20 protein-coding genes are annotated in these 22,749 nt (G+C 48.8%); 1 reads left to right on the forward strand and 19 read right to left on the reverse strand.

Annotated features, from left to right (window positions below; genetic code table 11):
• Positions 1 to 113: 113 nt before the first annotated feature.
• The 14 genes from AC50X8_RS03550 to ilvB all read right to left on the reverse strand — a co-directional run bounded on the left by AC50X8_RS03550 (position 114) and on the right by ilvB (position 18,209).
• The gene (locus AC50X8_RS03550; protein WP_494878623.1) at positions 114 to 1,130 is read right to left on the reverse strand and encodes an AraC family transcriptional regulator; all 1,017 of its coding nucleotides are present in this window, start codon (positions 1,128 to 1,130) and stop codon (positions 114 to 116) included.
• A 203-nt stretch (positions 1,131 to 1,333) separates the two neighbouring features.
• Entirely contained in the window at positions 1,334 to 3,166 is a 1,833-nt protein-coding gene (locus tag AC50X8_RS03555; RefSeq protein ID WP_494857668.1) for a PAS domain S-box protein, read from the reverse strand.
• 174 nt (positions 3,167 to 3,340) lie between these two features.
• On the reverse strand, positions 3,341 to 4,696 hold the full coding sequence (locus tag AC50X8_RS03560) for an MFS transporter (protein WP_494878625.1): 1,356 nt from the start codon (positions 4,694 to 4,696) through the stop codon (positions 3,341 to 3,343).
• 211 nt (positions 4,697 to 4,907) lie between these two features.
• Positions 4,908 to 6,428, reverse strand: a complete 1,521-nt coding sequence (locus AC50X8_RS03565) for a leucyl aminopeptidase (protein WP_494878627.1) — start codon at positions 6,426 to 6,428, stop codon at positions 4,908 to 4,910.
• A gap of 81 nt (positions 6,429 to 6,509) precedes the next feature.
• Complete coding sequence (locus tag AC50X8_RS03570; RefSeq protein ID WP_056043177.1) at positions 6,510 to 7,889, reverse strand: ATP-binding protein; 1,380 nt, start codon at positions 7,887 to 7,889, stop codon at positions 6,510 to 6,512.
• A gap of 132 nt (positions 7,890 to 8,021) precedes the next feature.
• A complete protein-coding gene (locus tag AC50X8_RS03575) occupies positions 8,022 to 9,398 on the reverse strand; it encodes an anti-sigma factor domain-containing protein (RefSeq protein ID WP_494878629.1) in 1,377 nt (458 codons plus the stop codon).
• Positions 9,398 to 10,246: an RNA polymerase sigma factor SigI gene (sigI, locus tag AC50X8_RS03580; protein ID WP_235533342.1), complete on the reverse strand. Its 849-nt coding sequence runs from the start codon at positions 10,244 to 10,246 to the stop codon at positions 9,398 to 9,400. Before sigI ends, AC50X8_RS03575 begins: the two co-directional genes overlap by 1 nt.
• Before the next feature lie 123 nt (positions 10,247 to 10,369).
• Complete coding sequence (locus AC50X8_RS03585) at positions 10,370 to 10,786, reverse strand: hypothetical protein (protein ID WP_056043172.1); 417 nt, start codon at positions 10,784 to 10,786, stop codon at positions 10,370 to 10,372.
• A 172-nt stretch (positions 10,787 to 10,958) separates the two neighbouring features.
• Positions 10,959 to 11,504, reverse strand: coding sequence for a peroxiredoxin (locus AC50X8_RS03590; protein ID WP_056043169.1), 546 nt, complete (start codon positions 11,502 to 11,504; stop codon positions 10,959 to 10,961).
• 143 nt (positions 11,505 to 11,647) lie between these two features.
• A complete protein-coding gene (gene leuB / locus AC50X8_RS03595; RefSeq protein WP_056043166.1) occupies positions 11,648 to 12,730 on the reverse strand; it encodes a 3-isopropylmalate dehydrogenase in 1,083 nt (360 codons plus the stop codon).
• Positions 12,731 to 12,924: 194 nt separating this feature from the next.
• Entirely contained in the window at positions 12,925 to 14,469 is a 1,545-nt protein-coding gene (locus AC50X8_RS03600; RefSeq protein ID WP_056043163.1) for a 2-isopropylmalate synthase, read from the reverse strand.
• A gap of 176 nt (positions 14,470 to 14,645) precedes the next feature.
• Positions 14,646 to 15,638 (reverse strand): ketol-acid reductoisomerase, encoded by a 993-nt coding sequence (ilvC, locus tag AC50X8_RS03605; RefSeq protein WP_056043160.1) that lies wholly within the window; start codon positions 15,636 to 15,638, stop codon positions 14,646 to 14,648.
• 343 nt (positions 15,639 to 15,981) lie between these two features.
• Entirely contained in the window at positions 15,982 to 16,467 is a 486-nt protein-coding gene (ilvN, locus tag AC50X8_RS03610; RefSeq protein WP_056043157.1) for an acetolactate synthase small subunit, read from the reverse strand.
• Entirely contained in the window at positions 16,464 to 18,209 is a 1,746-nt protein-coding gene (gene ilvB, locus AC50X8_RS03615; protein ID WP_056043153.1) for a biosynthetic-type acetolactate synthase large subunit, read from the reverse strand. The genes ilvN and ilvB overlap by 4 nt, the downstream gene beginning before the upstream one ends.
• A gap of 508 nt (positions 18,210 to 18,717) precedes the next feature.
• On the opposite strand from ilvB, the gene AC50X8_RS03620 reads away from it, so the two are divergent.
• Positions 18,718 to 19,164 (forward strand): GNAT family N-acetyltransferase, encoded by a 447-nt coding sequence (locus tag AC50X8_RS03620; protein WP_056043150.1) that lies wholly within the window; start codon positions 18,718 to 18,720, stop codon positions 19,162 to 19,164.
• 33 nt (positions 19,165 to 19,197) lie between these two features.
• Here AC50X8_RS03620 and AC50X8_RS03625 read toward each other — a convergent pair whose 3' ends face one another.
• The 5 genes from AC50X8_RS03625 to AC50X8_RS03645 form a co-directional block, all read right to left on the reverse strand.
• On the reverse strand, positions 19,198 to 19,557 hold the full coding sequence (locus tag AC50X8_RS03625) for a hypothetical protein (protein ID WP_056043147.1): 360 nt from the start codon (positions 19,555 to 19,557) through the stop codon (positions 19,198 to 19,200).
• Positions 19,558 to 19,750: 193 nt separating this feature from the next.
• On the reverse strand, positions 19,751 to 20,110 hold the full coding sequence (gene rplT / locus AC50X8_RS03630; RefSeq protein WP_046232964.1) for a 50S ribosomal protein L20: 360 nt from the start codon (positions 20,108 to 20,110) through the stop codon (positions 19,751 to 19,753).
• 50 nt (positions 20,111 to 20,160) lie between these two features.
• A complete protein-coding gene (gene rpmI / locus AC50X8_RS03635; RefSeq protein ID WP_046232963.1) occupies positions 20,161 to 20,361 on the reverse strand; it encodes a 50S ribosomal protein L35 in 201 nt (66 codons plus the stop codon).
• A 20-nt stretch (positions 20,362 to 20,381) separates the two neighbouring features.
• Entirely contained in the window at positions 20,382 to 20,897 is a 516-nt protein-coding gene (gene infC, locus AC50X8_RS03640; RefSeq protein WP_074904914.1) for a translation initiation factor IF-3, read from the reverse strand.
• A gap of 381 nt (positions 20,898 to 21,278) precedes the next feature.
• Positions 21,279 to 22,517 carry a glycosyltransferase family 2 protein gene (locus AC50X8_RS03645; protein ID WP_056043145.1) on the reverse strand — a complete coding sequence of 413 codons (1,239 nt, stop codon included), beginning with the start codon at positions 22,515 to 22,517 and terminating at the stop codon, positions 21,279 to 21,281.
• Positions 22,518 to 22,749: the final 232 nt, after the last annotated feature.

Raw genomic sequence — 22,749 nt, forward strand, 5'->3', positions numbered from 1 at the left:
TCGGAATAGTACTTATATTACCTTGTCCGGCCTGCTCAGTAACTAGCCTGTTGCGCCAAAGGTCTTGTTTCATACGCCAAATCATAAAACGCAGTACATCGTTGCCGTCCATCTTATAGCGAGTTTGCACCTAACTGTTTCTTGCGCCAATTGGAGGGCGTATCTCCTTCCCAATGTCGAAAGGCGCGGTAAAACGAGTTCTGGTCCTCATAGCCAATCAAGAAAGCCACTTCTTTAATATCGAGCGAGGGGTTTGCCAAGTACTGTCGTGCCTGCTCATGTCTAGCTTGTGTCAATAGATGCTTGAAGCTCGTGTTTTCTTCAGTAAGCCGGCGCTGCAGCGTACGATCGCTCATGCTTATTTCCTTCGCCACTGCCTGAATGTCGACCTGCCCTCCTGTGAGGCTGCGTTTTATGATCCATTTGACCGTATCGGCCATTGAACGGCTGCGCTGCTGGTCATTGAGCGATCGGTCCAAAGCAGGCGTCAGAATTTCCAGCAGCTCTTCGTTGTATGTGACAAAAGGGAGCTCCAGATCTCTTCGATGCAGTATCAATCGGTTGCCTTTTGCCCCTATCTGTACCGGGCATCCGAAATAAGCTTCAAGGGCTTGTAAATCGCCCATTGGGTGTGAAAATTCGACGAACTTCGCCGTCAAAGGCTGGCCCGTGCCCCGGCGCCCAAGCTCCAGAAGAAAGGCCAGCGTAATACCAACCAGCATCGAAGGGCCAGGTTGTTCGGTATTCAGCCATCCTAGTTCGATTGTACAGTGCTCGCCCTCCTCCGTAATCTGTAAGCTTTCGGGGGGACATAGCTGTTTGTAGCGGGCCATGCGGTTCAGAGCGTCACGGTAATTACGAGCGTGGTAAGTGGCTAAGACAGTTGGTGGATACTTCACTGTGTCAAAGACAGTCGCAAGCTTGATGATCCCTATGGCGGTTTCACCTATAAGATCGGAATAAGCCTGCCAAATCGCGAAGTATTGGGCGGTAGTGACTGCTGGCTCAGTAATAATGGTGAGCGGCAGCCGTGCTTTGCGAGCTGCGTCGTGGGCGGCGATCCCTAGTTGACGCAATCCTTCCCAAAATCCAGGCGGGATTTTAATGCGATCTGCGAAATGAGCCTTCATCTATGTGACACTCCTTTTGCTGCTTATTCATTCTATCTTAAGTACATTTAACAACATTTAAGTCTGATCAGTCTAATTTGCCCGTTTCGCACACAAATAGATAAAAACCTTCAGCACTTCGCGGGTAGGCGCGAAACTGAAGGCTTTTCACTCTAAAATGGATACGCTACTGGGATGAAGGTAAATGAGGGAACAGGGCAAAATTAATTTAATTCTGTCATTGCAGGCTTAGCCAGCGGCAGCGTAATTTGCACTTCCGTGCCTTCGCCATGTCGACTAACGATATGTAGAGTACCATGATGGGCCTCAATAATTCTGGAGCTGATCATCAGCCCAAGGCCCGTGCCTTTTTCCTTTGTCGTAATAAAGGGCTGCCCGATTTTCCCGATAATGGAGTCGGTCATTCCGATCCCCTCATCGCGAATCGTCAAGCAAACGCTATCAGGAAAGTTTGAACGAATCGCAATCGTAACGCGGCCGCCGTCAGGCATTGCCTCGATCGCATTTTTGATGACATTAATGAATACCTGCTTGAGCTGATTGGCATCTGCATGAATGATCATTAAGCAGTCTTCCACCTGCGTCTCAATATCCACGTTCGTCATTATCGCCTGTGTTTCCAGCACCGAAATAACGCCGCGCAAAATATGTACCAAATTCTCATCGTTGAATCTGGTAAAATGCGGCTTCGCCAAAGTCATAAATTCATTTACGATTAAATTAATTCGATCCAGCTCGTTGGACATAATATCGAGATAGGAGCCATAACCTTCGTTTTTGGTTTTGAGCAATTGCGTGAAACCTTTGAGTGCCGTTAGCGGATTGCGAATTTCATGGGCAACGCCCGCAGCAAGCTGGCCAATAACCGACAGCTTCTCGGAACGCACCAGCATATCCTCAGATCGCTTGCGATCGGTCAAATCCCGGATTACCGTTAAAATAACCCGCTTGCCCATATAGTTGTTAATGCGGATGCTCGACATTTCAACATCTATCGTCTGCCCATCCCTGCAAATAATTTGCCGCTCCTCAAACTGGCTCGGCTCTTCATCAAACATAATCAGATCCATCTTCCTAAGCGAATCCTCATGATGGTCAGAATGAATATATTCAAATACCGAATGTCCAATTACTTCGTTTTTGTCATCGGCCTGAACGAGCTTGATTGCCGAATTGTTGGCGTAAATAATTTTCCCATGGTCGCTAAGCACAATCGGCTCGGGCAGCAGCTTCATGACACGCTGGTACATCTCGGCACTTTCCCGCAAGGAACGCTCAAGTGCAACCGATGAGGTCACATCCTTGGCTGAGCCTAGCATCGCCGTTCTGCCTTTGTACATAATGAGCGAGAGATTGACTTCCAAATAGACGAAGCCGCCATCCTTCTTCTTGCCGCGTACGGTAACGGTATAGCGGGGCTCACGCTTTTTGATCAAAATTTCCGCCACCTGCCGCTTAATGGTGAACAGCTCAATCGCATCAATGTAGTCGGCGGTACGCAGCGTAACAAATTCCTCTCTCGTGTAGCCGAGCATGGCGGACATATACGAGTTAATATAAACGATTTTACGATCCTGCCTCACAAAAACGCCGGCTAGCACATTTTGCGTCAGGTGGCTGTATAGCTGCTCCGTCTCCCGAAGCGCCTTCTCGGTCTGCTTGCGTTTCGTAATATCCCGCTCAATAGCAACGATTCCGGTCGTCTTGCCGCTGCTGTCGCGAACAGCGGATAAGGTAATGCTCACATGCAGATGCTTGCCGTTCTTGCACAGCTTTGGGTATTCTGCTGCGGCTACCTTCTTGCCCTCAATCACCTGATCGTACAGCCTGGCAAACTCCTTATAGAGATGGGCCGGGCCAACGGGGAGCTTCCTGCCTACCAGCTCCTCCTTCGTCCAGCCGTACATCTGCTCAAAAGCTGGATTGACATCCAGCACGATACGCTGCAAATCGACAATAACAATACCATCTGTTGTCTCTTCCCAAATGGAGTTCATATAGGTATGATACAAGTCCGCACTTACATAGTCGCTCATCCGAACCCTCCACTTTCAGCCCTATTCCGTCCTCATGAGTTGTAAATTCAACATGGGTTGTTAACTTCCCTGCTAGCGCATCCAGATTTATTGGAAAATAAATATATTCATCCCTGTAATACGTTAACTCTTTTATAAAAAATTAGAAATCCGCGACAGGTTTCACGACACGTATTACGCAGCTTGGCGGGAAGCTTGGCGAGCAGCACTGCGTGTGTATAGCAGCGAACTGATGACCGTGCCCAGCACAATAACGGACATGCCCCATAAAATATGATTGAACGCCTCAGATTTAGCCAGCTGTGCCTGCCATACGATGGCGGTCCCTATCAAGGCGGCAGTCAATGCGCCACTGAAAAACTGGGCAAGCTGGAATAATCCCATTCCCGCTCCAATTTCCTTTTGCGGCAGCAGCCTCGACATTTCATTAGACACGCTGCTCGTTAAGGCAGAGAAACTAACACTAAGCAGCATATAGATCATGAGAATTGCCCAATAAGAATGTACAGCGCTGAATGCGAGCGCGAGCGAGGCGGCAAATAGGCCGACCGGAGCCAGACGGATAAAGAAACGATTGCCAAGCCGGTCAATGGTACTGCCAATATATCTTGAGGCAACCATCGTTGCCAGCGAGCCGGGAAATACGATTAAGCCGGACTGGGCAGGCGTTAAATGATACACGCCAGCGAGCACCTGTGGAACGAGAAATAATGCGGCAAAGTTGTTCATATACGAAGTAACGCCCAGCATGCCAAGCAGCATGTATGGCTTATTGCGGAACAAATCCGGCTGGACGAAGGGGTCCTTCGCCTTGTGAATTCGCCACCAGAACAAGGCAACCGCGACCACACCGACGATTAAGGCGGTCAGGCTTTTGCTCGTCAAGGCGAGCAGCAGGCCTGTCGTTCCAATGCCAATAAGCAGCGCGCCCGCTACGTCGAACGAGCCGCTTTTGCGGCTTTCAGCCGGAATCATTTTATAGAACATAGGAATGAGCAAAATCATTATTGCAGTAACCGCAAATAAATAATGCCAGCCCAAATATTCGACGATCACACCGCCGATAACCGGACCAAGTCCAAGCCCTAGCGAGGTTGCGGACATAATAAGCGCCATCGCCCGGCCGCGGCGGTCAGCGGGAATAAACCTTGTAACGAGCACGATGCCAAGCGCGGCAATCGCTCCTGCTCCCGTTGCTTGAATAAGACGTGCAGCCATTAGCAATATAAAGCTGTTGCTGAAAAAGCCTAAAATCGACGCCACGCCAAGGGAAGAAAGGGCAATGAGAAACAGTAGCTTCATCGGTATAAAATCCGAAAGCCTGCTGTACGTAATCGAAGCAATCGCGAACATAATGGAATAACCCGTAACAATCCATGAGGTCGCAATCGCTGTGAGTGAAAATTGCTTCTCTACATCCGGCAGCGCCAGATTAAACATCATTGTATTCATAACGACCAACGTTAAAGCAAAGCTAAGTATTAAAATGACCAGACCTTCTTTTTTAAGGCCCGCTTCTCCGTTATTCATGCTGCTTCAAAACTCCTCATCCACTGCTTTATTTTTTATATATAGTAACATTTACGTAGTTGGTTATGCTATTTATTTTTTTGGTATGTAGAAAGATGGAAAAAGAGAAGCAACGACCGCAGCCGAGGATAGCCCTCTGCTGCGGTCGTTGCTTTGATTAAAAGCATTACTTGCTGGTCATCTATCAGCCAATACCAGCTTTTGCTATGTTTTACGCCTTTGCTGCGTACATGAGCTCGACAAGCGTACGCACCATAACGCCTGTGCCGCCTTTCGGCTCCAGTGCCTTCGCCGACTCGCGGAACGACACGCCCGCAATATCGAGATGAACCCAAGGCAGATCCTCAGCGAATGCGCCGATGAACAATCCGCCCGTAATGGTGCCCGCTTCACGGCCGCCGCTGTTTTTCAAATCTGCCGCTTCACTCCGAATTTGCTTCTTGTATTCCGGATAAGCCGGAAGCTGCCATACTCGCTCGCCAGCACGCTCAGATGCCTCACGCACCTGCTGCATGAGCCCATCATGATTCGTCACCGCTCCCGTCGCTTGCGAGCCGAGCGCTACCGACACCGCTCCTGTCAGCGTCGCGACATCAATCAGCTTCGTTGCCCCGCGGCGAATCGCTGTCGTGAGTCCGTCGCCAAGCACCAGCCTGCCTTCGGCATCCGTATTCACCACTTCCACCGTCAGGCCGTTCATCATCGTAATGACATCGCCCGGCTTCAGTGCGCGATCCGATGGCATGTTTTCCGCCGATGGAATGACCGCAATAATGTTCACCGCCGGCTTAAGCTCGCCAACAGCCTGCATTGCGCCAAGCACTGCCGCAGCGCCGCCCATATCGGCAATCATCTCCTCCATGCCAGGCGCCCGCTTGAGCGAAATGCCGCCTGTATCAAAGGTGATGCCTTTGCCAATTAAGCCCCAAGCCGCTTGCTCGCCTGGCGCACCCTTATAATGCAGCACAATCATACGCGGCGGGTTGATGCTGCCTTGACCGACCCCAAGCAAGCCGCCCATGCCCTGCTCGGCTGCTGTCCACTCATCAATTATTTCAATGTCAAAATCATACTGGCGGGCAAGCTCCTCGGCATACGTAGCCAGACCTTCAGGCACGAGCTTATTGCCCGCTATATTCGTCAAATCACGGGCGCTGATTACGCCATCGGCACAGGCAACGCCGCGTGTAATTCCAGCGATCCATTGCTCGCTGGAATTAGATGCAGCACCTTGCGCTTCATTTCCTGCGATGGAGAAATACACTTTACCGATCGCATAACGCGTCTTCGCTTCGCGTTTCTCTGGCAGGCGGTCATGCACCGCCAGCTTCAGCCCTTCAGTAAGCGCCTGAGCCGCTTGCTGCTGGGAAAGCCCTTCTGCTTCCACCGCAGATAGCGGCAGCAAAACATGTATGGACTGCGCCTTTATGCGCTTCAAGGCTTTGGCCGCTGTTGCAGCCGCTAGACGCAAGCCGTCTGCGCCGGATTGCTCCTCATAGCCAACCACTATTACATGCTCGGCAGCAGGATACAAGCCAAGCGTCTGAATGACGTGAGCCTGCTCCGCCTCTCCCTTGAACAGCCCTTTGAGAGACAGGCTGCGAATAGCCTGGTCAATTTGCGGCAGCAGCCATTCGGCTGAAGCATCGCTAAGCTCACGCGGGCTAATGAAACGAACGACTGCATCTATTGGTTCAGCACCTGGCGTTCCATATGTAAATAATGTACTCATGGTCAATCATTCCTCTCCTTTTAGCGCCTCCCGCCATAAAGATGAAAAAAAATCGGGGGGCATACCCCCGATTTTAATCATTTATTCCGCTAATGGCAAATAAATAATGAATGATGTGCCGCTTCCTACGACGCTTTCGACGCGAATAGAGCCGCCATGATTGCGGATGATCCGATAACTGACGGATAAGCCAAGGCCTGTCCCTTCTTCCTTGGTCGTAAAAAAAGGATCAAATAATCGAGCTAATGTCGCCTTATCCATTCCCTTCCCATTATCCTTCATCGTAATCTCCACATAAGAGCCATCAGCTCTCGTTGACAGCTCAATAATGCCGATATCATCGCTTTCCCGCTCCGCTACCGCATCGAGCGAATTTTTCACAATGTTGAGAATGACCTGCTTAATCTGCTTCATGTCGATCGAAGCGACGAGCGCATATTCATCCCCTTCGAGCTGCAGCTCGATCTGGCAATTGCGCATAAGCGCCTCGCTCTCCGTAAGCAGCGCAACTTCTTTAAGTAGTAAATTAATGGAAAACGCTTTCTTTAATGGAGCTGACGGCTTGGACGAGTTTAGAAACTCGTAAATAATATCATTCGCACGATCAATTTCGGCTAAAATGATTCGGGCATATTCCTCCTTGCCCATTTGCAGCAAATACGGGCGCAGCAGCTGGATAAATCCGCGTATCGACGTCAGCGGATTGCGAATTTCATGTGCGATGGCAGCCGCAATTCGGCCAAGCATGGCTAGCTTGTCATTTTGTAATGCCGTTTGTTCAATCTGCTTATACTCCGACACATCTTTGACGCTGAATAGAAAATCACCTTCAAGCTGATCGCCGTAGGTGACCGTTACGAGCAAATGATTGCCATCCCTATCCTGAAACTCATAGCTCCGCATGCGCCTAAGCAGCATTTCCTTGTACAGCCTTAAAATCATTTTCCGGGTATACCGGCTAAGCTGCGGATGCCGCAAAATTTCAGGCAAATTGCAGCCCACCAGCGTTTTGCGGGGAATGTCTAGGTGCTTCGCCATTTGCAAATTAATGAATGACAAAATGCCTTCACTGTCAAACAATGCGATGCCGCTGTCCATATGCTGCAGCACATTTTCATACTTATTTTTGACCATTTCAAATGAACGATTGGAACGGAGCAGCATTTCCCTCATTTCCGTAAACTTCTGATCATTGGTTTGATTCGCCAGCAAATGAAAACGATAAGCAACCATAAATTCGATTAAAAAAATGAACGAACGATTGTACAATTTGACTGCTTCTTCCGAGTCCACATTCGATACTAATGTCTGCATGCAATCCTCATGGATCGCAATGACATCATCAAGTTGGATTCCCGTTAACTCTTTGCCTAGCTCTGCTGCTTGATAAAGAGAACTTTCCTTATCACTTCGTATGTATTCGGCAAGTGCCGGGAAATAACGCTTTCGCATCATCTGCATCCTCTACTCCCCCCCGGCAGCATCAATGGACAACGCTAATTCAAGCTATACTCATCATAGATTTTGGATGTCCTTCATGTCAATGAGAATATTTGTCGAAAAATGGTATTTTTACAACGAATTGGACGAATCCTAAGCTGACCGCTGCCAGCCGTATGTATTTTCCACGTTTGTTCGATAGTTAAAATGAAGCTGACCGTCCCAAATGGTCTTCCATTTATTTTTATCGCCAGCCTTCCCCCCGTTACTTTTATCTTTATTTTTGCCCGAATCCTTGTTTTCACCATCTTTATGGTTATTGTTTCTGCCATCTTTTTTATTATTACCACTGTTTTTGTCTTTATTTTTGTTTTTGTTTCCCTGGTTATTTTCTTGCTTATCGTTATTTTCTTGTCCGTTTTTATGCTTGTTCTTGTCTTTGTCCTTGTCCTTGTCCTTGTCCTTGTCCTTATTCTTATCTTTGTCCTTGTCGTGATGCCCGCTTTTTCCGTTATCCTCTTGTTTGGCTGGCGTCTCTTGGACAGTCGCCCCAGTAGTTGATGTAGGCTTCGTCGATACCGTCTCATCAGGCTTCGGAGAGGCCGCGCCATCCGTCACTGAGCTTATAAGAACAGGCGCAGAAGTCGGAGAGGCTGCAGGCTTAGCAGGCGCATTGTCCACAACCGGAGCGGAGGATTGCACAGCTTCTTGCTTTGCTTCCGCCTCAAGCAAGCTTCTCAGGCTTTCTTTGGTCGTTTTATCGGCATGCTTCATAATCGTTTTCACTCCGCCAAGCGGCTCGGTTATCCTGCTGATGGAATGCTGCTGGAAATTTTCCAGCTCAAGATCATAACCTTCATCCTTGGCCATCAAATAAACCGCCATCTTGCCCGACGACAGCCCGTACGCTTCCGCTGCATCCCGCAGCTCTACCGGCGCAGACAGCGTCATAATTTCTACAGCTGCCTGCATATATCCGTCCGCCACCATATCTGTCAAAGCCTTATTAAGCTTAGTCGAAAATAATACGTCCATCTGCGGGTCATCACCGCCAACGACTACGCTCGTCACTACAATATCCTGCATCTTATCGTCAAAATAGTGCATGCCCGCAATTTTTTGCATAATAGCCGATGTGACCAGCGCAAGCGATTTATTTTTGTAGGACACTCCAGCGATGACCTGCTTGCCCGCCTCATTGAACGCATGCAGCTCCTGCACCTGCTCGCGGCTGTCAATGCCGATTTCAATGCTTGGATTGATGTCCATGCTGAAATAAGCGACTACTGGATGCTTGCCGCTCTGAACATACAGCAGCACTGGCAAAATAAGCAGTACGATAGCCGCAGCCACTCCGGTTCTCCACAGCAGCGCTTTTGGCCTCCTGCGCCTCGGCCTCTCCTCCTGCTGAATCACAATTTCATCGCCAACTTTAACGTTGCGAGGAAGCACGGAATTGATGAATCTGCCATCCGCCGTCAGCACAATTGCCCTATTCTTTTGTATCTGCATTACGACGCCACGGTTCATCATTCTGCCTCCTTGCTCGCTTCTCGCTGCCAATCATCCAGGTCCAGGTAATCTTTCAAAAACGGGTACGTGCCCCGTAAAATACATGCAATAGCAATCATATATTTACGATTGCGTTCAATCGTCTTGCGGGACAAGCCGCTCGCCTCCGTCAATGCTTTGACCGGCAGCTTGCCTGTCAGCTTTAATTGGCCAAACATCGCCGCATCCTCTGCTAATATCGCTGCTGTTCGCATCAGCATTTTGCGTGAATCCGCATGCTTCGGCGACGCGTCGACCAGTTCAGCGAACGATACGCCAAATTTCAGCAGTTCCTGATTAAATTCGCCCATCTCCAGCCGGCGTTCATCCGCCGTACTGTTCAATTCATATGCAGCCAGCGCCTGCTTCAGCTCAACAGGATTGTAAAGCTGCTCCTCATCGTCTAAACGCTCGAACGTGCTATATGGAACCGAGGATAGATGACGCTGCTCACGGCGCACATAGTCAATTAGACGGCGTCTGATGACCGTCTCGGCAAAACCAAGAAACGATCTCCCGGATTCCGGCGAAAATTGGCTAATGGCCTCGTTAAAGGCGATTAAGGCCACGCTATATTCATCATCCCTGCTCGCATTGACATAACGTTTGCAGAAGCGGCTTGTCACTTTTGCAATGTATGGCTTATAGCTTGCAATGAACCTCTCCCGCAGCAGCTCGTCTCCTTGCTGAATTTGCAGAACCGTCTGCTCCGGCGTCAGGGATTGCATGGATTTCGTATTTTTTAATAATGATTCCTTCGCTTTCGTTTCTACGGTGTCGGTGGGCACGGTTTTCCGCAAGAAACGCTTGAATAATACAAGTAGCAACCGTTCCACCTCTCATTCATAGGTTTCGGTCAATCTGTGTCGCTTGAGGGGGTAGGCCCCGAAATTTATGAGAAAAATGAAAAAGCCCCCAAACGGAGGCCACATTTCATAAAATGATTCATTTTAGACTGATGTTCGCCGCTCTTTAAGCTTATTGCGCCGGCTGCTTAAAATAACCAGACGCTTCTTTAATTCACCTTGCCATGCGATGTCGTTAATTTGGTTCGCAAAGCTGAGCAAATCAAGTGATATGTCAATTTGGCTCAGTACGACATCCATCGGATCTTCACTTTCATGATTTACGCAATTTTCCCGAAGGTCCTTGCCTTCTTGCTCCACATACTCCTGAAAATCAACCTCAGCGGCGCCGTCTCCATGTGCGTATTCAGCCAATATTTCATACTCATTTTCTACCAAGTGGTGAATCTCCACACGGTTGCATACCGGGCAGAACAAAATAGGCACGTTATGGATATGTGTCCGAAAATGCTTTAATGTCCCTTTGGTACCAATCATACTAGCTCCACAACAAAAACTCATCGACGACGACCTCCTTAGCTGTTGCCAGTTCGCAGCAAGCACGTTTCGTTTGACATAAACTTATTCGCTTTACACACGTACAATTCCTGCTTTTTTCGTAATAGAAAAGCCCATGCCAATATTTGGCACGGGCTCTTTGTCTTAGCTTCTGCTAAAGAGAAGCAAATTTGGATTAAACAGACAGCGTTTGCTGACCTGGCTTCCAGTTCATTGGGCAAAGTCCGCCGGATTGCAAAGCTTGCAATACGCGAAGCGTTTCGTCTACGCTGCGGCCAACATCGTTATGGTTAACGACTTGGTACTTCACTTCGCCTTCTGGATCGATGATGAACAGACCGCGAAGCGCGATACCTTCTTCTTCAATCAGAACGCCATAATCTTTAGCGATTTTTTTCGTAATATCAGCAGCAAGAGGGAACTCAAGCTTGCCAAGACCATTATCGTTAACGGATGTATTAATCCATGCTTTGTGGCTGTGCTGGCTGTCTACGCTCACACCAAGAATTTCAGTATTAAGCTTCTTGAACTCATCAGCAGCAAGGCTCAAAGCTGTAATTTCAGTTGGGCAAACAAAAGTGAAGTCAAGTGGATAGAAGAACAAAACCAACCATTTGCCTTTGTAGTCTGCAAGGGATGCTTTGCCGAAACCGGAACCATCACCGATTGCTGTTTCTGCTGTGAAATCTGGAGCTGGGTAACCTACCAAACGTTCTGCCATAATTTGAAATCCTCCTTGAGTTTTAATGATGAGCATGTATCGATGCGTGAACATCGGTGACTATCGCTATCTATTGATAAATATTATCACTAGATTATATTGAAGTCAAGATTGTATTCAATATTTTTTTACAATTATTATAATTAAGCTTTTTTCAGCGCTGCAATGATCAAATCGCCCATTGCCGATGTGCCGATAGCTTTGCTCTTGTCTACCGCGATATCGCCTGTACGGTGTCCTGCATCCAGCACTTCTTTAACAGCATCTTCAATCGCTTGCGCTGCATCGTGGTAGCCGAAAGTCAGACGGAACATCAGTGCAACCGACAAAATCGTTGCGATTGGGTTCGAGATGCCTTGTCCAGCAATGTCAGGAGCGGAACCGTGTACCGGCTCGTAAAGGCCGAAGCTGCCTTCTCCTAGGGAAGCGGAGGAAAGCATGCCGATGGAACCTGTCAGCATCGCTGCTTCATCGCTCAAAATATCGCCAAACATATTTTCCGTTACGATAACGTCAAAGCTCGATGGACGGCGCAGTAATTGCATTGCGCAGTTGTCGACAAGCACATGCTCCAGCTCAACCTCTGGGTATTCAGGAGCAATCCGGTTAACGACTTCGCGCCACAGGCGGGAAGTTTCCAGCACGTTTGCTTTATCTACGGAAGCCAGACGCTTGCTGCGAGTCATCGCAATATCAAACGCTTGGCGAACGATACGCTCAATCTCTTGTACATTGTATACGCAAGTATCAACCGCTTCTTCGCCGCCAGCACCTTCACGACGGAATTTCTCGCCGAAGTAAATGCCGCCTGTCAGCTCGCGCACAACGATCAGGTCAGTGCCTTCCAGCACTTCTGGTTTAAGCGTAGAAGCTTCCTTCAAGCAGTCAAATACAGTTGCCGGACGAATGTTGGAGAACAGGCCCAGCGCTTTGCGAATGCCGAGAAGGCCAGTCTCAGGGCGAAGCTCCTTCGAGTTGTTGTCCCATTTCGGACCGCCAACAGCACCGAGCAATACAGCGTCAGCATTTTTACAAAGATCAAGCGTCTCTTGCGGCAATGGTGTTCCTTTTTGATCGATTGCAATACCGCCGAACAGGCCGTGCTCGGTTTCGAACTGATAGCCGTAAAGCTCTTCTACTTTTTTCAATACTTTAAGCGCTTCGCCTACGACCTCTGGACCAATACCGTCGCCGGCAACTACTGCAATTTTTTTAACTTCTGACATTGTTGTGTAACACTCCTTATTTTTGAGCTCGGATGAGCTATTCTCATTCTGTTATCATTTGTACCATATTTCAGAGCTGAAAACAAAGATATAAAATCTATGGTCTTTATAGGCAATGCTTATAAAGGCTATTGAATACGCATATGGCTCGGCAGAACGTAATAAAGGAGGAGCTTCCGCTCCCCCTAAGCTAACTAAATCAAGCTCATTTTATCGCGACGTCCTGGCGATTTGCGTTTCTCAATTAGGCGGTTGAGCGCATCGATGTAGGCGCGTGCGCTCGCTTCCAAAATATCGGTGCTAAGGCCGCGGCCCTGCGCAGATACTTCATTTTGGTTCAGTACAACATGCACCTCACCAAGCGCATCCTTGCCTTGGGATACCGATTTAATCGAATAATCCTCAAGCTCTACAGCTTCAGAAGTCACTTTATCGATCGCATTGTAAATCGCGTCAACCGAGCCATTGCCTTCCGCTGTTCCTTCGCTAACGCTTCCATCCGCTTGGCGGATAATAACCGAAGCGCTAGGCGTCGATTGGTTGCCGTAGCTCACTTGGATCGTCTCAAGCGTAAATACTTCCGGCGTATCCACGAGCTTTTCTTCCAGAAAGGCACGAATATCTTCGTCGGTGACATTCTTTTTGCGGTCAGCCAAGTTTTTGAACTTGGCGAAGGCCACGTTAACCGCTTCTTCATCCAGCTCATAGCCCATGTCGATCAGCTTCTCGCGGAATGCGTGACGGCCGGAGTGCTTGCCAAGTACGAGCGAAGACTCTTTCAAACCGATGGTATCGGGCGAAATGATTTCATACGTCGTTTTTTCCTTGAGCATGCCGTCCTGATGAATGCCGGACTCATGCGCGAAGGCGTTGGCGCCCACAATCGCTTTATTGCCTGGTACCACCATGCCCGTCAGCTTGCTGACCAGGCGGCTCGTCTTGGCAATTTCTTTCAGGTTCAGCGTCGTCGTTGCGCCGAAATAATCGGCACGCGTCGCAAGCGCAAGGGCAATTTCCTCGATTGCCGTGTTTCCGGCGCGTTCGCCGATACCGTTAATCGTACCCTCTACTTGATCTGCGCCGTTAAGTATAGCAGACAGTGCATTGGCTGTTGCCATGCCCAGATCATCATGGCAATGCGCGCTGAGCTGGATCGTTTCGATGTTCGGAACGTTTTGCTTCAGCGTTTTGAAGATGTTGCCGAATTCCTGCGGATTCAAATAACCGACGGTATCCGGAATATTAACGACTGTCGCTCCCGCGCGAATCGCCATATCCGTTACTTCGCAAAGGAAATCAAGCTCTGTGCGCCCAGCATCTTCAGGCGAGAATTCGACTTTATCAAAATATTTCTTCGCATAACGAATAGCGCGCTCTGCTGTTTCCAGCACTTGCTCCTTCTCCATCCGCAGCTTGTGCTTGCGGTGAATTGGGCTTGTCGCCAGGAATAGATGGATGCACGGGTCCTGCGCGCCTTTAAGCGCTTCACGCACCGCGTCAATATCCTGCTCGCGCGAGCGCGACAGGCCGATAATCGTTGCATTTTTGATAGCTGTCGCTACCGCATTAACCGCTGCCAAATCGCCGGGAGATGCCGCAGGAAAACCAGCTTCAATCCGATCCACACCCAGCTTTTCCAGTTGGAGGGCGATTTCCACCTTTTCCTTCGTGTTCAGGTTGACGCCTGGAGACTGCTCCCCATCACGCAATGTTGTGTCAAAAATATAAATTTTACGCATTTCCTTGCACCTCCGGGAACAGAATGATCCCGGTACGCACGGACAGCTCTAAGACTGCGCCTGCGCGCAGCTCATCCGCCGGTGAACCGGGATTATTTCTTCATCGCTTCATGCTATGGGGGCGCATCTCCGCAAGGTTAAACACCTATTTGAAGATACGCCCTAGTTAAAAAATATTACTTCTTGATCCAGTGCATAAGCTCACGAAGCTGTTTGCCTGTTTGCTCGATTGGATGAGCTGCCTCGTTGCGGCGAGTAGCGTTCATCATCGCTTGTCCTGATTTGTTTTCCAGGATGAAATCGCGAGCGAAACGGCCGGATTGGATATCTTCCAATACGCGCTTCATTTCTTTTTTCGTTTCAGCTGTTACAATGCGAGGACCCGTTACATAGTCGCCGTATTCAGCTGTGTTGGAGATGGAATCGCGCATCGAGGAGATGCCGCCTTCGTACATCATGTCAACGATCAGCTTCAGCTCGTGCAAGCACTCGAAGTAAGCCATTTCTGGAGCATAGCCAGCTTCAACAAGCGTTTCAAAACCAGCTTGTACAAGCGCGGATGCGCCGCCGCAAAGAACTGCTTGCTCACCGAAAAGATCGGTTTCTGTTTCTTCTTTGAAAGTTGTTTCGATAACGCCTGCACGAGTACAGCCGATACCTTTAGCATAAGCAAGACCGATTGCTTTTGCGTTGCCGGAAGCATCTTGCTCGATTGCGATCAAGCCCGGTACGCCAAAGCCTTCTTCATACGTACGGCGAACCATGTGGCCTGGCGATTTAGGAGCAACCAGGAATACGTCTGTATCTTTGCTTGGCTTGATTTGGCCAAAGTGAATGTTGAAGCCGTGGGAGAACATCAGAGCCGCGCCTTTTTTCAGGTTCGGTGCGATTTCCTCGTTGTATACTTGTGCTTGTGTTTCGTCAGGCAGCAGGATTTGAACAACGTCTGCTACTTTAGTTGCTTCAGCAACGGTCAATACTTCGAAACCGTCTTTTTTAGCTGTGTCAGCGGATTTACCAGGGCGAAGACCGATGATAACTTTAAGTCCGCTGTCGCGAAGGTTTTGCGCTTGTGCGTGGCCTTGGCTTCCGTAACCGATTACTGCGATCGTTTTACCTTGAAGTACGCTTTGATCAGCGTCTTTTTCATAATACAATGTAACTGCCATGTGAATAATTGCCTCCTTTATTTTGACCCTTTTGAACGGGTGTTTAAGTAGAGAATGACGCGAATAGCCGCGGTTCTCCGCTTAAACTCCCGCTCAAAGCGGGGTAAATCCATATTTTCAAGGTGAGACGGCTGTCGCCGTCCTTTGGCGGCGCGGCGCGGCGCGTTTCAGTCCGAGAAATATAGAGAAAGTATGACGAAATCATATACTTTCCTATATTTCAAGCAAAAACGACTTCGTCGTCCTTCTGGAACGTGCGAAGAGCTTTGCCCTAGAATTCTAAGCGGATATAAGGATGAAACTTATACTTTCTTAGAATTCAAAAAAAGCTTGCGATCGAACTTTAGCGGCTGTTGCCACGGTTCAGCGCCGTTACACCGGTACGGGACAGCTCGCGAATACCATAGGGCGTCAGCAATTCAACCATTGCGTCGATTTTCTCGGTATCACCAACAACCTGTACCATAACGGAATGAGTGCCGATGTCTACAACTGCTGCGCGGAATGTTTCGACTACGCCGAAAATTTCCGGACGCACCGCTGGCTCGGCGCTTACTTTAATAAGCGCCAGCTCGCGGGCAACAATAGGGTTCGAGCTAAGATGAATGACTTTGATTACATCAATAAGCTTATAAAGCTGCTTCGTAATCTGCTCAAGCGTCTGCTCATCGCCTGTTGTGACGATGACCATGCGGGACAGGCCAACCTCTTCGCTCGTCCCCACTGTGATGCTCTCAATATTGAAGCCGCGGCGGCCGAACAAACCGGACACACGCTGCAAAACGCCAGGCTGGTCGTTAACGATTACTGCGATTGTATGTTTCTTCATTCCGCATCCCCCATGATCATTTCGTCGATCGTGCTACCTTGTGCGACCATCGGGTATACATTTTCTTCTTTGCGAACGACAAACTCCACAACTGCAGGACCAGGGTGATTCATTGCCTCTTCCCATACTGCTTTTGCTTCTTCCTTGTTCGTCGCGCGGAAGCCTTTCACACCATATGCTTCCGCCAGCTTCACAAAGTCCGGGCTGCCCGAAAGGTCAATGTGGCTGTAGCGATTATCGTAAATCAGCTCCTGCCACTGGCGCACCATTCCTAGCACCTGATTGTTCAAAATAACAACCTTGACCGGAATGTTGTTGATTGCACAAATCGCCAGCTCCTGCGCACACATCTGCATGCCGCCATCGCCGTTGATTGAAATAACAAGGCGGTCAGGGTTCGCCATTTGAGCGCCGATTGCCGATGGGAAACCAAAGCCCATCGTTCCAAGTCCGCCAGAGGTTACCCACGAGCGCGGCTTGTTGAACTTGTAAAACTGCGCTGCCCACATTTGATGCTGGCCAACGTCTGTCGTTACAATGGCATCGCCATTCGTCGTCTCATGCAGCATTTCCACGACCCATTGCGGCTTCAGCTCATCTTCCGAATCCTTGTATCTGAACGGATATTGCGCTTTCGAAGCCAGCAGCTCCGCACGCCATGCATCTGCTTTATCTGCACGCTTGGCTTGCAAATTCGCAATTTGCAGCACCGTCTTCACATCGCCTACAATCGGAATGTCAGTTGGCACGTTTTTGCCGATTTCGGCAGGATCGATATCGATATGAATGATCTTCGCATGCGGTGCAAACCCAGACAGCTTGCCCGTTACTCGGTCATCAAACCGCGCGCCGATATTGATCAGCAAATCTGCCTTCTGAATCGATTTGTTCGCTGTATACGTGCCGTGCATACCCGGCATGCCGAGGAACAAGTCATCTCCGCTTGGGAATGCCCCAAGACCGAGCAGCGTTGTCGTAATCGGAATATCGGTTTTCTTCACGAATTCATGCAGCTCTTCATGCGCGCCGGAGTAAATAACGCCGCCGCCTGCAAGAATTAGCGGACGCTCCGCTTCCGTGATCGCTTTAATCATTTTGTCCACCTGCAGCTTGTTCGGCGATACAGTTGGGTTATATCCGCGAATGCTGACTTCCGTTACCGGCTTGAACAGCGTTTTGTTAGCGGAAATGTCTTTCGGTATATCAATTAGAACAGGTCCCTTGCGTCCTGTATTAGCAATATGGAATGCTTCATGAATCGTACGGGCCAAATCATTGACATCCCGTACCAGATAGCTGTGCTTCGTAATTGGCATTGTAATGCCTGTAATATCAGCTTCTTGGAACGCATCGGTTCCAATCAGGCTCGAGATGACATTACCGGTAATGACAACCAACGGAACCGAATCCATAAAAGCGGTAGCAATACCCGTTACCAGGTTGGTCGCACCAGGGCCGGAGGTTGCAATACAAACCCCTACTTTGCCGCTTGCGCGAGCATAACCATCGGCTGCGTGAATTGCGCCTTGCTCATGGCGGGTAAGCACGTGGTTGAAATCAGAGAAACCGTGCATCGCATCGTAAATGTACAACACTGCGCCACCCGGATACCCGAATACGCAATCGACGCCTTCCAGCACCAAGCTGCGAAGTAAAATTTCGGAACCCGTAATTACTTCTGGCTGCCTCAGCTTCTCCATTAATTCTTCTTTTGACTTCAGTGTTGCATTTTGCGTGACCATCGGTCATCCTCCTCTCGAAAACAACAAAAAAACCTTTCGCTCCTCCTGCTTCTAGAAGAAGCATCGAGGGACGAAAGGTTTAACTTCCGTGGTACCACCCAAATTCGTTACACATCTTGCGATGTATAACCTCCACAGGTAAGAACGTGTGCGCACTGACCGTCCATACCTTTAGCACTGTAACGCGTGCCCTGCGATTTTCCCTAATAACCACTTGACGTGCTTTTCAGGAAAACAGCTCCGAGGTGAGCTCGTAGAAAAGGGGTTTTGGCGATGGTTGCAGCTGATCCATCCGCTCTCTGAACAAAAGAGCCCTTAACACTTCGTCCTCATCATTGCTGATGACATATGTTTGAATAAGACTTTCTTTATTATAAGCTGACATCATTCGTTAGTCAAGAAGAAACCGCAACAGCATTTTAGCAAAAATAGGGCGCGCGGCAAAGCCCCGCTTCATATATTAGAATAGCCAGCATTCGGCAAACTCATGCAGTCAGGAATGATCCTAATGATACGAGAGCGCAACGCCCGTACCGACGATGAAGAAATCATCAGGCTCATCAAGTCAGAGCTTATGCCACTCTCATGGACGACTCATCAACATGATGCCACAGTTATACGCGAGCTGCCCCTGCGCCTTCGCCGCGGCGTAACCTATGTTGCGGCAGCAGGAAAAACAGCCACGCCCTATGGCTTTATTCATTTTGAAAAAGCCCACGACATTTTGATGTTCTCCATGCTTGCCGTACACCCCGAGCATCGTAACCGCCATTGCGGCACAAAGCTGATGGCAGCAGCCGAAGCCTATGGCTTGGCAGCTTCCTGTACGATGGGCCGCCTGTTCGTCGATCAAATCAACGACAAGGCCCGCCATTTTTATACGAAGCTCGGATATCAAGCGATTCGATATTATCCCGAGCTTCGCTGCTACGAAATGATTAAAGGGCTTAGTTGAGGCTGAAATCAGCAGCCCTATGCCGCTAAATACTTAGTAGTAGCCGCCGTAGTTGTAGCCTTGGTTCTGACAGCATTGGCCTCCGCCGTAGCCGCCACCATATCCGCCTCCGTAACCACCGCCATATCCTCCACCGTAGCCGCCTCCATAGCCGCCGCCGAAGCCAGCTCCGAAGAATGGAAGCGTACCGATTGCCAGCAAATCAAACAAAACTAGGGGCAGCAGCGCTTTTGTTTTGACCGACTTGCCCTTGTCCTTGCCAATTGGTGCAAGCGTCAGCTTGTTGCCCTGGATGCGAACGAGCTTGCCCGTGACGACAGAGCCGTCCTTGCGCACTGCATAGATGGATTTGCCCGCGAGCTTACGCGCCTGCTCTTTGGTAATGTTACCCATGCAAAATCCCTCCTTTCCCGTTGTGCTTTAGTTTATTCAGGAAAGAGGTAGCCGCCTGTTTGTTTGTCCTCTGCTGCCGGAATTGGACGCTAAAATGTACGCCTCTCCAGCCGGAACCAGAAATGAAAAAAGTCATAGAAATCATAATGAGGCTGCCCCCTAAGGGACAGCCTCATCTATAACGCTTCGGTTACTAAGCGTTGATTTTTTGTTTAGCCACGCCAGCAAGGGAGTTGAACGAAGCAATATCGTTAACAGCCAAGTCAGCAAGGATTTTGCGGTTTACTTCAACGCCAGCAAGTTTCAAACCGTACATGAATTTGCTGTACGACAGTCCGTTGATACGAGCTGCTGCATTGATACGAACGATCCACAGTCTGCGGATGTCACGTTTTTTGTTGCGACGGTCGCGGTAAGCATACATTAAGGACTTGCCTACTTGCTCCTTCGCTGTTTTAAACAGGCGATGCTTCGAACCGAAATAACCTTTTGCCAGTTTCAAAATTCTTTTGCGACGACGAGTGCGGACAAATCCGCCTTTAACTCTTGCCATGAGTGTTGACCTCCTGAAAGTTTCTAATTAGTATTTATTGCAAAATGTGCTTATTTAAGATTGTTAAGACCTTGTTGCAGGCGTTTAACGTCGCCAGCAGCCATCAGTGGTTGACCAGCAAGAACGCGCTTCTGGCGTCCGGATTTGTGGGAAAGCAAGTGGTTTTTGTAAGCTTTATAACGCTTTACTTTACCAGTACCCGTAATTTTGAAACGGTCTTTCAGACTGCTGTGTGTTTTCATTTTAGGCATGTCAATTATCCTCCCTTAAATTAAGTGTTGCTTTTTGGTGCCAAAATCATAATCATGCTCCGGCCTTCCAGCTTAGGAGCGCGTTCTACGCTGCATATTTCGGCAACCTCTTGAGCGAGACGATCCAAGATCTTTTGACCAAGCGACGCGTGCGCAATTTCACGACCGCGGAACCGGACAGAAGCTTTAACTTTATCGCCTTCACCCAAAAACTTTACAACATTGCGGTATTTCGTTTGATAATCGTGCTCATCAATGTTTGCACGGAACCAAACTTCCTTAAGATCAACGATCTTTTGGTTTTTCCGGGCTTCTTTTTCTTTCTTTTGCTGCTCATAGCGGAATTTTCCGTAATCCATAATCCGGCATACCGGCGGTTTAGCCGTCGGCGCTACGTTCACCAGATCCAGGTTTAAGTCTATGGCCATTTGCAAGGCATCACGAATGGGTTTAATACCGATTTGCTCGCCTTCCGCACCAACTAAACGTACTTCTCTGGCCCGGATTTCATCATTGATTTGATGTTCTCTGCTAATAACGTGCCACCTCCAAAAGAGTATACTTGCATAATAAAAGGGATACAGGCTCAATTGAACCCGCATCCCATAACCGTTGTTTGCTGCTATTCCCTACATCCCACAAGGAGACACAAAAGATAAGCTTAGTCGATTATCGCAAACCGGTCAGCGCGAGCCGAAAGGTGAGAAGCGGGTGCTTCTGCTTGTGCGTTACAGTATTTCATAAATTGTTTCCTAAACACTACCGACTTACTATATCACAACCGAAAGTTCAGTGTCAACACTTTTTAAATCAAAATGTGGATAACCGCGCGCAGCAGACGAAATCATTGTTCAAGAGCAGCTAAAGCTGAAACAATGATCCGTCGGCGTCGCGGCAGTTTATTCACAAATTCATCTTTAAAGCTGCTTGCTCTGTACTTCCTCCAAGCGGATGACGCGAGTATGCTGCGTATGGCTCCACTTCTTGTTGTTTTGTGTAAAGAAGGCATGAACCGTAATTGGCCACCATGACAGGGTGAAAAGCAAAAACGTCGGAATGCGCAGGTACAGCTTCCAGTTGACTTTAGCCAAATGCATAGACAACGGAATTTGAATGAAAATGTAAAGCATATAAGGGATAGACACCCAAATCGGCAGCATATTGTACACGGATGTTACCCGTTCTCCTCCCGACAGGAAGATGTCGCCCCAAACGATAGCGGCTATACAGAAGCCCGCGAGATAATTGTAAGCATTAAAGACATACAGCGCAGCGTCGATCTTTGTCCAGCTGCGATCCTTGATGCCCTGCCACAACAGCGGTAGCATATGCTTGCGCGTTACATCAAAATGGCCTTGCATCCAGCGCAGGCGCTGGCGGGCAGAAGCCTGAAACGTAATCGGCTTTTCGTCGAATACTTTAGCTTCAAAGTTGAATTTCGGGTAAATGCCCCGCTTAATGCAGCGAACGGTAAATTCCAAATCCTCGACAAGGCTCGTAGCTCCCCAGCCCATTTCCTGCAGCAGCTTGGAATCGAACACCATGCCCGTACCGCCGAGGAAGTTCGCAAGCCCCAGGTTCGTACGTGGCAGCTGCCATAGACGGTTACAGAACCAATAGTTGATTGCATTCGCCGAGCTGACCCAAGAGTCATTCGGGTTTTTCGTATCCAGATAACCTTGTACAACCTGGAAGCCATTGCACAGATCATTGTTCATATATTGCAGGAAGTCCGTTGCCACGAGATTGTCAGCATCGAAAATCGCAACGCCATCATAGCTGCGCGGCATTTGCCACAGCTCTTTAAGCATCCATTCCACCGCGAAGCCTTTACCGCGTTGGTTCGGATTTTCTCTTACGCAGGCATATACGCCGTCATAGCTTTTTACAACATCGACTGTTCCGTCGGTGCAGTTGTCGCAGATGACGAAAATATCGTACAGCTCGCGCGGGTATTTCATTTTTTGCAAATTCTCGATTAAAGCTCCAACTACTTGCTCTTCGTTATGAGCGGCGATTAGCAAAGCGAAAGACTTTTGCGGCTTATGCGACAAATCCTCTTTTTTGCGATGCCATCCAAAAAACGTCAGAAACAATTGATACAGGCCAAGCACTGCAAATAAAATTTGCACAACAAACATAATCGAATTGAACATTTAGGTACTGCCCCCTTGAGACCCCTTTTTTTGATTTGCCAAATTGATTGGCGCAGCCGACCAAGCATGCGTTCATCGTTCAGGCGGTTATTTTATATCTCTCTTGTTTACGGGCGCTTTTCTGAAAGCGTCCCTGACCTTACTTGATTCTCCACACATTGCTTCCTTTTGTCAAAAGCTCAATTGAGCGTTTTCCAGCCGGAAAAGCGCTACCATGGTTAACCAATGACTG

It is taken from the genome of Paenibacillus sp. JT22N15 (genome assembly GCF_059383755.1).

Bases quoted from the DNA above. Each gene is read 5' to 3' on its own strand.
- AC50X8_RS03550 (WP_494878623.1), bottom strand. From the start codon at position 1,130: ATGAAGGCTCATTTCGCAGATCGCATTAAAATCCCGCCTGGATTTTGG.
- AC50X8_RS03555 (WP_494857668.1), bottom strand. From the start codon at position 3,166: ATGAGCGACTATGTAAGTGCGGACTTGTATCATACCTATATGAACTCC.
- AC50X8_RS03560 (WP_494878625.1), bottom strand. From the start codon at position 4,696: ATGAATAACGGAGAAGCGGGCCTTAAAAAAGAAGGTCTGGTCATTTTA.
- AC50X8_RS03565 (WP_494878627.1), bottom strand. From the start codon at position 6,428: ATGAGTACATTATTTACATATGGAACGCCAGGTGCTGAACCAATAGAT.
- AC50X8_RS03570 (WP_056043177.1), bottom strand. From the start codon at position 7,889: ATGCAGATGATGCGAAAGCGTTATTTCCCGGCACTTGCCGAATACATA.
- AC50X8_RS03575 (WP_494878629.1), bottom strand. From the start codon at position 9,398: ATGAACCGTGGCGTCGTAATGCAGATACAAAAGAATAGGGCAATTGTG.
- AC50X8_RS03585 (WP_056043172.1), bottom strand. From the start codon at position 10,786: ATGAGTTTTTGTTGTGGAGCTAGTATGATTGGTACCAAAGGGACATTA.
- AC50X8_RS03590 (WP_056043169.1), bottom strand. From the start codon at position 11,504: ATGGCAGAACGTTTGGTAGGTTACCCAGCTCCAGATTTCACAGCAGAA.
- leuB (WP_056043166.1), bottom strand. From the start codon at position 12,730: ATGTCAGAAGTTAAAAAAATTGCAGTAGTTGCCGGCGACGGTATTGGT.
- AC50X8_RS03600 (WP_056043163.1), bottom strand. From the start codon at position 14,469: ATGCGTAAAATTTATATTTTTGACACAACATTGCGTGATGGGGAGCAG.
- ilvC (WP_056043160.1), bottom strand. From the start codon at position 15,638: ATGGCAGTTACATTGTATTATGAAAAAGACGCTGATCAAAGCGTACTT.
- ilvN (WP_056043157.1), bottom strand. From the start codon at position 16,467: ATGAAGAAACATACAATCGCAGTAATCGTTAACGACCAGCCTGGCGTT.
- ilvB (WP_056043153.1), bottom strand. From the start codon at position 18,209: ATGGTCACGCAAAATGCAACACTGAAGTCAAAAGAAGAATTAATGGAG.
- AC50X8_RS03620 (WP_056043150.1), top strand. From the start codon at position 18,718: ATGATACGAGAGCGCAACGCCCGTACCGACGATGAAGAAATCATCAGG.
- AC50X8_RS03625 (WP_056043147.1), bottom strand. From the start codon at position 19,557: ATGGGTAACATTACCAAAGAGCAGGCGCGTAAGCTCGCGGGCAAATCC.
- rplT (WP_046232964.1), bottom strand. From the start codon at position 20,110: ATGGCAAGAGTTAAAGGCGGATTTGTCCGCACTCGTCGTCGCAAAAGA.
- rpmI (WP_046232963.1), bottom strand. From the start codon at position 20,361: ATGCCTAAAATGAAAACACACAGCAGTCTGAAAGACCGTTTCAAAATT.
- AC50X8_RS03645 (WP_056043145.1), bottom strand. From the start codon at position 22,517: ATGTTCAATTCGATTATGTTTGTTGTGCAAATTTTATTTGCAGTGCTT.